At 43.0% G+C, this 8,029-nt stretch carries 5 protein-coding genes; 1 reads left to right on the top strand and 4 read right to left on the bottom strand.

Annotated elements, in window-relative coordinates:
- The coding region (locus IT392_11870; GenBank protein MCC6545171.1) for a response regulator at positions 1-486 on the top strand (486 nt) is incomplete at its 5' end.
- 62 nt (positions 487-548) lie between these two features.
- On the opposite strand, the gene IT392_11865 is transcribed toward IT392_11870, so the two are convergent.
- The 4 genes from IT392_11865 to IT392_11850 form a co-directional block, all read right to left on the bottom strand.
- On the bottom strand, positions 549-1,805 hold the full coding sequence (locus tag IT392_11865) for an adenosylhomocysteinase (protein MCC6545170.1): 1,257 nt from the start codon (positions 1,803-1,805) through the stop codon (positions 549-551).
- A gap of 48 nt (positions 1,806-1,853) precedes the next feature.
- Positions 1,854-3,005: a methionine adenosyltransferase gene (locus tag IT392_11860; protein MCC6545169.1), complete on the bottom strand. Its 1,152-nt coding sequence runs from the start codon at positions 3,003-3,005 to the stop codon at positions 1,854-1,856.
- 347 nt (positions 3,006-3,352) lie between these two features.
- Positions 3,353-5,590, bottom strand: a complete 2,238-nt coding sequence (locus tag IT392_11855; GenBank protein MCC6545168.1) for a hypothetical protein — start codon at positions 5,588-5,590, stop codon at positions 3,353-3,355.
- Positions 5,591-5,626: 36 nt separating this feature from the next.
- Positions 5,627-8,029: hypothetical protein (locus tag IT392_11850; GenBank protein MCC6545167.1), on the bottom strand; the 2,403-nt coding region annotated here is incomplete at its 5' end.

The following is an 8,029-nucleotide window of genomic DNA, read 5'->3' as shown; positions in this document are numbered from 1 at the left end:
TTAACAGCTTATGACGGAGAGCAGGCAATATCCCTTCTTGACCAGCTCAATTTCGATCTTGTTATCACTGACTTAAAAATGCCAAGGTTCGATGGTATGGAAGTACTCAGAAGGGCTAAAGAAAAGGACCCTGATATAGAGGTAGTTATCCTTACCGGGCATGGGACCATGGACAGTGTGGTTGAGGCTTTACGGGACGGCGGTGCTTTTGATTATTTACAGAAGCCGTTGCATAATATTAAACAACTGAGTTTTGTTACAAAAAAGGCACTTGAAAGAAAACGTTTACGTCTCGAGAATAAGAAACTGATCGAGGCTCTTAATGACACTAATTCAAGGTTAAAAGGGAAATTGACCCGGGTTTCAAGAGATCTTGCAGGAGTTGTACAATTAATTTCGTCATCATCGGAAAAAGAGATAAAAAACACTGTAGTACCATCATTGGAAGCTATCATCGCCGTATTGAACAGCGATGAAATGAATTGAGGCGGGAGGGGTCAACCCCCTCCCCATTACTCAATACTCATTGCTTTCCACTCATTGCTTCTTCAGGTTCCCATCTCCCATGAAGCAAGATATATCTGTTGCTCTTTGGTAAGTTTGTCTATCTTTATCCCTAAGGCGTTTAACTTCAGTCTTGCGATCTCTCTGTCTATATTTGCCGGAACAGGATATACATTGTTTTCAAGCTTATTGCCCTTCTTCACCATATATTCCGCTGCAAGCGCCTGGTTTGCAAAGCTCATATCCATGACACTCGATGGGTGTCCTTCTGCAGCTGCAAGGTTAATCAGCCTGCCTTCTCCCAGGAGATTGATCCGCCTTCCATCTTTCATGGTATACTCCTCTACAAATTCTCTTATAACCCTTCTCTTTTTACTTAGTTTCCGTAAGGCAGGTATATCTATCTCAACATTAAAATGACCTGAGTTACAAACGATTGCGCCATCTTTCATAGCCTTAAAATGCTCTTCTCTTAATACATTAATATCGCCTGTTACTGTCACAAAGAAGTCGCCGATTTTGGATGCAGCGGACATAGGCATCACCCTGAAACCATCCATTACAGCCTCAAGTGCCTTCAACGGATCTATTTCTGCAATCACAACATCTCCACCCAGCCCTTTAGCCCGCATCGCAACACCCTTGCCACACCAGCCGTAACCAGCAACGACAACTACAGTGCCTGCTATTAGCCTGTTAGTGGCCCTGAGGATCCCGTCAATTGTACTCTGTCCAGTCCCATATCTGTTATCAAAAAGATGTTTGGTCAATGCATCATTGACTGCGATAATAGGATATCTCAGGACACCTTCGTTGGCCATGCTCTTTAACCGTATTACTCCCGTAGTTGTCTCTTCCGTCCCGCCAATTACATCCGGCAGTAAGTCGGTTCTTTTTGAGTGCAATAATGAAACGACATCTGCTCCATCATCCATGGTTATATTGGGATTGAGGTCTAATGCGGAATTCATATGCTTGTAATAGGTATCATTGTCCTCACCTTTAATTGCGAACACAGGGATTCCTGAATGTTTGACTAAAGAAGCAGCAACGTCATCCTGGGTGCTAAGCGGATTTGATGCACAAAGCACTGCATCAGCGCCCCCCTCCTTTAGCGCCTGAACAAGACAAGCTGTCTCAGTTGTTACATGAAGGCATGATGTAATTCTGACCCCCTTCAACGGCTTTTCTTTTTTGAACCTCTCCCTGATAAGCCTCAGTACAGGCATATTCTGTTCAGCCCATTCTATACGGAGCCTCCCCTTATCAGCCAAACCAATATCTTTAATATCAAAATCCATCTATTCTCCTTTCAAGAAAAAAAATAACTGGTAACGACAAGCATGGCTTTATAAACCGGCAGCCTTTCTAAGGGGTTCTGACATATCAGTCTTCTCCCATGTGAACTCCGGCTCTGTCCTTCCGAAATGTCCATAAGCAGCGGTTTTCTTAAAGATCGGACGTCTTAACTGCAGGTGTTCAATTATACCCTTGGGTGTTAGTGGAAATATTTCCCTTACAAGTTTTACAATCTTCTCCTGCGAAATCTTGCGTGTTCCAAATGAGTCAACCAATATGGATACCGGATCTGAGACACCAATTGCGTAAGCAAGCTGCACCTCGCATTTGTCTGCGATACCGGCCATAACAATATTCTTGGCAATGTATCTGGCCATATAGGATGCTGAGCGATCAACCTTTGTCGGGTCCTTACCTGAAAAAGCGCCGCCCCCGTGGCTTCCGACACCACCGTAGGTATCAACGATTATTTTCCGCCCTGTAAGACCTGTATCTCCCTGAGGACCGCCGGTGACAAATCTTCCGGTAGGATTGACATGGTACGTAACATTTTCCTCATCCAGTAAATTTGGAGGAATCACATGTTTGATAACTTTCTCGATCATATCCTCCCGTATCTCTTTGAGTGTAATGTCAGGACTATGCTGAGTGGATATTACAACTGTTGAAACCCTCTGCGGTTTACCATTAACATATTCCACAGTAACCTGAGATTTTCCATCCGGCCTGAGGTATGGGAGGATGTCTTTTTTCCTGATCTCTGTAAGCCTGCGTGTCAGTTTATGGGCAAGCATGATAGGTGTAGGCATGCATTCTTCCGTCTCATTAGTAGCATAACCGAACATCAGCCCCTGATCGCCTGCGCCGCCTGTATCTACGCCTATTGAAATATCCGGGGACTGGGAATGAATTGCAGTCAGAACCGCACATGTTTCATAGTCAAATCCGTATTTAGCCCTGGTATAGCCGACCTCTTTTATTGTCTCTCTTACAATATCAGGTATTTCTACATAGGTATTGGTTGTAACTTCCCCTGCAACGAATGCGAGGCCTGTAGTGACAAGGGCCTCAACAGCAACCCTGCACATCGGATCATTAGCAATAATTGAATCCAAGACAGCATCTGATATTTGATCTGCAATTTTATCGGGATGTCCCTCGGTCACAGATTCTGATGTAAATTGAAAATTTACCCGTCCCATTTAATACCCCCCTATGTTAAGAATACTTAGATTAAATGCTCAATTTTTATACCATATCTGAGCAGGATATAGCAAGAAAAAACAATTAAAACAGAAGCTCTCAACAATCTCCCTGGTTTCCTTGACATCGTGACTCACGGGAGATATAGTGATGATATAAATAATGGCGGCTAAGATCCTTGATAATACCCCGATTCTTATTGGGGAGAATAGGACTCGCGAAATAATGCGAGAGTTTCAATTTAGTTGTAAATTGATACTTAAATATGAGAGGATCTTAGCCCTTTATTCTCACCTAAAGATTTCTTACTCCATAATTGTTTTTTTGTTACCTGATAATAATCGAATTATTTCAACTTAGTAGCGGGATCACCAAAGAAGATGAAGGTTTGGACTACGTCCTCCATTATCTCCCCCTTTGTATATGCCTCAGCCTTGGCCTTAGTCACCGCCTCTCCTAAAGTAATATCCTCACTGAATAATATATTATACAATTCCTGTGCAAGCGGATCATGATCAGAGAGATATCCCCATGGACTTGCCCCAAGAAATGCCAATGCACCTTTGTCCCTTGCAAGAATAAAAGCTTCAGCTATGGAGGGAAATGGCTTCTCGTCTGCAAGAACGAAATATCCGTTAAGGCAGTTCAGTGCAACAACAAAAGGATAGCTGGTATTTTTAAGGTCCTTTACATCCCCGGATGAAAACATATTATTTGCCCAGTCTGCCACAGCACCATGTCCTGTGTAATTTACAATCAGGGGGTTAGAATTAATAGCAGATATTATGGCTGGTTTAAAACCACCCTGAAGTTCCCTTTGATAGACTTTCTGCGGGACGTAGCCGGGAGGCTTTATCAGTTCTGCAAGTGAGTCTGACAGGCCTTCAAAATCTGGTCTATCATCATCTGCAATCAGTACAACATTTTTAGATTTAACAGGAGTTCTTTCATGTGACATAATCTTGGAGACCACCGACGAAACATCATCAGGAAACTTGGCAGGAATCCTTCCGATATTCATATCCGGCAATATATCGTCGTTGGAATCCGCAAACCAGTTATCACTCGGCACTTCTCCAATCACCGGATAATTATAGAGGTATGCCGGGAGATAACTCTTAACAGCATAATTCACACCATTTCCGCTCAAATCCTTATAATCAACCGTCGCATCACCTACCAGAAGTACATATACAGGCTTTACCGCCCATTTTTCATAGGCATATTTAAGAAATGCCTTTATCGCATACGGGGTCTCTATCCCATCACCAAATTCGTCATAAATTTCATTGACCTTGACTGTAAGAACAGTGTGTCCCTGCTTAGCCCTGTAATCAGCAAGGGGTTTAATCGCATCAGCGAAGTCTTCATGTGTAATTATTATATAGTCTGCAGATTTTGATGAAATGGATGAAGGTAAATATGGCTCTACAACAGGCGACATCCTCTTCTGACCCGGGTTTGAAGATACAGCCAAAAACAGCCTCTTATTATCATAGGGACCAGAAAATGAGACCGCATAATCACCTTCTGATATTTTCTTTGGATCAGATATGAGGATCTTCCGAACATCCTTTGGATCTGATATTTCATAAACTGATATGTCATTCGAAGAAAAGTTTGAGAGGGTAATATTATTATTTCCTGTAAACTCTACAACATTTTGTTCCGCCTTATATTCCCGGTTATAAACAACCTCAAACCAGTCGAGGTAAAACAGTCCGCCGCCAGCGCTTTCAATTGTGAGAGTATTAGGACCATTATTAAATAACCCCGCAGATATTCCTGAAATCTCTATATCATATGGGTCCTGACTATCCCACTCCTGATTCCAGACAGGATTGTTGTTGATATATACCTTGATATAATGTTTAAAACTTACAGACTGGAGTCGTATCCTGAGGGATACCGGTACTGTTTTATCAATGAATCTTGTAGGGAAGGAATGGGTAACCCTGTCATCAATGTTATCATTAGGGTTATCAGGATAAACCTTGTCCCCCCAGAACCAGTGCTCCCTCACATCAGAAGGCAACTTTATCTCAGGATAGTTCCTTTGGACATACATCGTATCCTCTTCCATATGTAATCGCCGTTGATAGGATAAACCGGGAGAAGTTGGCTGCCCGGGGGGTGGTGTTACTTTTGACATCCTTTTACCATTTTTTTCGCCAATGGAGAGCCAGTAGACATTGGTTTCTGTAAATCTAAACCGGCTGTCATCGCGGCCAATAGCCTTTCCATAAAACTCTATAAAGTCTCCACGGTCAAAAATACCATTACTGTTACTATCAACAAAATCTATCGGGATATCATCTCCCTGATTTGAAAGTCTTATTGTCAAAGGTGAAAAGGATACGGAAGAACACGCACTGTATAGATCAGAAAACGAAAATCTGTAAATCCCGTCTTTACTGACCTTTACCTTTGCTATCTTACCAGAACTGTTACAGGAAATAGTTGCCTTACTCCCACCGGTATTACCGCTATTGTTATCTCCACTGCCTGGCGAATTTCCTCCACCACTAGAACCACATCCGGCAAGGAAGGATATAATGATGAGTGAAAAGAGATATTTTTTCATTATCTTATAAAGATTAATTGCATTTACCATGCCGTATTATTGTAGTTTTTGGGGAAATACCCTTGCTCCAGGAAGAAGTGATTTGCCAGGATTCATTATTTTCTTCTTTTCTGTAGATATTTCAACAGGTTCTGACTCTTTAACCGATCCATCATTTGACATAATTTCAATCCTGTATTTATAGGCAACATTTTCTCTGACTCCTGCATCCCTGAATGTGTAAAGAAGACCCTTTTCACCGGCCTGTGAAGAAAAGTACGGTATAGGGATAGAATTAACTGTTTCCAGTTTTTTACCTTTGTTATCCGATCTCCGGACATTAAATCTCTTAATATTTCCGACTGACGCCCATCTAAGGACCGCCTTGCCATCATCGTCAATGCTTACTTCAAACGGCTCATTTACTTTATCCCCGTCTTTAACCTGACTTACAGCCAATTCATTACCATTGTCATCTTCTATCTTTATTGCAAAGTCACCTGGAGAAGGATATGCTTCTTTCTCCGGTTCATTTAATGCCTTGCTCTTAGACACAGATGCACTTTCTGACCCAATATCAATGGAATCATGACTTGTAACTTCTTTATCCACTTCCTCCGTGGTGATTTTCTCCTCGCTAATATTATCCATAACAGCAGTACTGTTTTGAGGACCCGATTCACTGATAGCTACTGACGTCCCGGCACTCGCCGGCAAATCACCAGATTCAACCGCTGAAGGCTGACCTGCTGACATCGGCACCGCTTCAACAGGCGTTGCTGACGCAATCATATGGGTACTTATACTTCCATTAATATCCACATTTTCCAGTTTATAGAAGTATGTAACTCCATTCTCCACACCGGTGTCCTCAAAGTTGTACGTAACACCCGATGTCGGCGAACCCTTTGATCTTATAACCCAGCTGTTTATCCTTGTAAATGGTCCGGCCATGGTCGGCCCTCTCAATATGTTAAAGCCCATACTGTCTACTTCTGCGGCTGTGGACCATGTCAGCAATACCTTGTCAGCCAGACCGATTGCATTAAACGACGTCAGAGTAACGAGGGTTGCCTCTTCTACTGCAGCAGAGAATTCTGAGAAACTATACACATCACCACATACAAAATTGTTATTGACATCCAGTACCACAGTACGGTCCCTGAACACACCTCCCTCAACATGCAGCCATCTTAATCCCCTTTCTCCGCCGTAGCCGACACCAAAGTATCTCTGATCAGCATACGTAAAGCACATTCTTACCTTACCGGTAAATAGCGCAGTCGTCCGTATATCAAAGTACGCAGGAGGTGAACCGTGGAGGAACCCGGATGGAAGAGATGAACCGGTCACGGAATTTGTAACATATGTATCACCTGCAGCCGTAACCTGATCAAAGGTAATAGTCACATTGATATCCGGTTTAACAACAACATTTAAACCAACCGGCGTGTATGTGTTTGTTACAATAGGGCCGGTCAGGTTTCCGGATTGCGGAAGTGATGTTGATTCGAGCCCGTCAGTTGCTTCAAAGTAATAATTGTGGGTACCGTCAGACAGGGTATTACTATATAGATATTGTTCTCCGTTGGTGTAAATTCCATCTCTCAATATAGCCGTTGCCGAGTTATCTACCGTCATGGCATAGCATGTACCATCCAGGCACAATCTCTTAGACGCAGGCGCCTGATTGTCCAGGTCTGTGTAAACCACTTTGAAATTAAACGTAACATTTGTATTTCCATTATCCGGGTCAACACCATCAGTCACATATCCGGTCTCTGCAGAAAATGAGAGTGTTGGTATATAGTTTACATGAGGACCATTCAGACTCCCTGAGGTAGGCGTTTTTGTGTATGCCATACCATCCATAGTCTCGAAATAGTAAATGTGGTCCCCGGAGTTAAGGGTATTAATAGAATAAGTAAACTGCTCACCATTGCTGAAGTCGCCATCTCTGAGTAAAGGATCCAGCGCCGCTGAATCAAGACTCATGGCTGAGCATGGCGTTAAATCTATACATACCCTGACAAATGTCGGCGAATTATTATTGACGTCGCGGTACACGATCTTGTACCTGTATGCAGTGCTCTTGAGACCACTATTAGGTTCAACGGCATCTCCACTGCCATAACCAGCCTCAGTAGGATAGTTGAGTTGCGGCGGGACATTTACCAGTGAAATTGATGCCTGGCCAGTAGCACTTCCCTGAACAGAATTAACGGCTACTGCTGCAGTCCCTGCGGTTGTACCTGATCGTAAAACGAATGTTATAATGCCTCCGGTTACAGACACCTGAATACCCGGGGTAAGGGCGTCAGCGTCTGACGTTGTAATAGTCCCCATACTGGTAGAAACAGTGATAAGTGCTCCGTTGGAAACGGTATTATTGTAAACATCCCTGATGACCCCGCTTGTAACATTGCTTACTGATACACCATCGGCAAGCATGGCAGTCGG

The organism is Nitrospirota bacterium, from assembly GCA_020846775.1.
GTDB lineage: Bacteria > Nitrospirota > 9FT-COMBO-42-15 > HDB-SIOI813 > HDB-SIOI813 > RBG-16-43-11.
Note: the sequence above shows the minus strand (reverse complement) of the source record. Positions and strands in the feature narration are given on the sequence as shown.

Bases quoted from the DNA above. Each gene is read 5' to 3' on its own strand.
- IT392_11865 (MCC6545170.1), bottom strand. From the start codon at position 1,805: ATGGATTTTGATATTAAAGATATTGGTTTGGCTGATAAGGGGAGGCTC.
- IT392_11855 (MCC6545168.1), bottom strand. From the start codon at position 5,590: ATGAAAAAATATCTCTTTTCACTCATCATTATATCCTTCCTTGCCGGA.
- IT392_11860 (MCC6545169.1), bottom strand. From the start codon at position 3,005: ATGGGACGGGTAAATTTTCAATTTACATCAGAATCTGTGACCGAGGGA.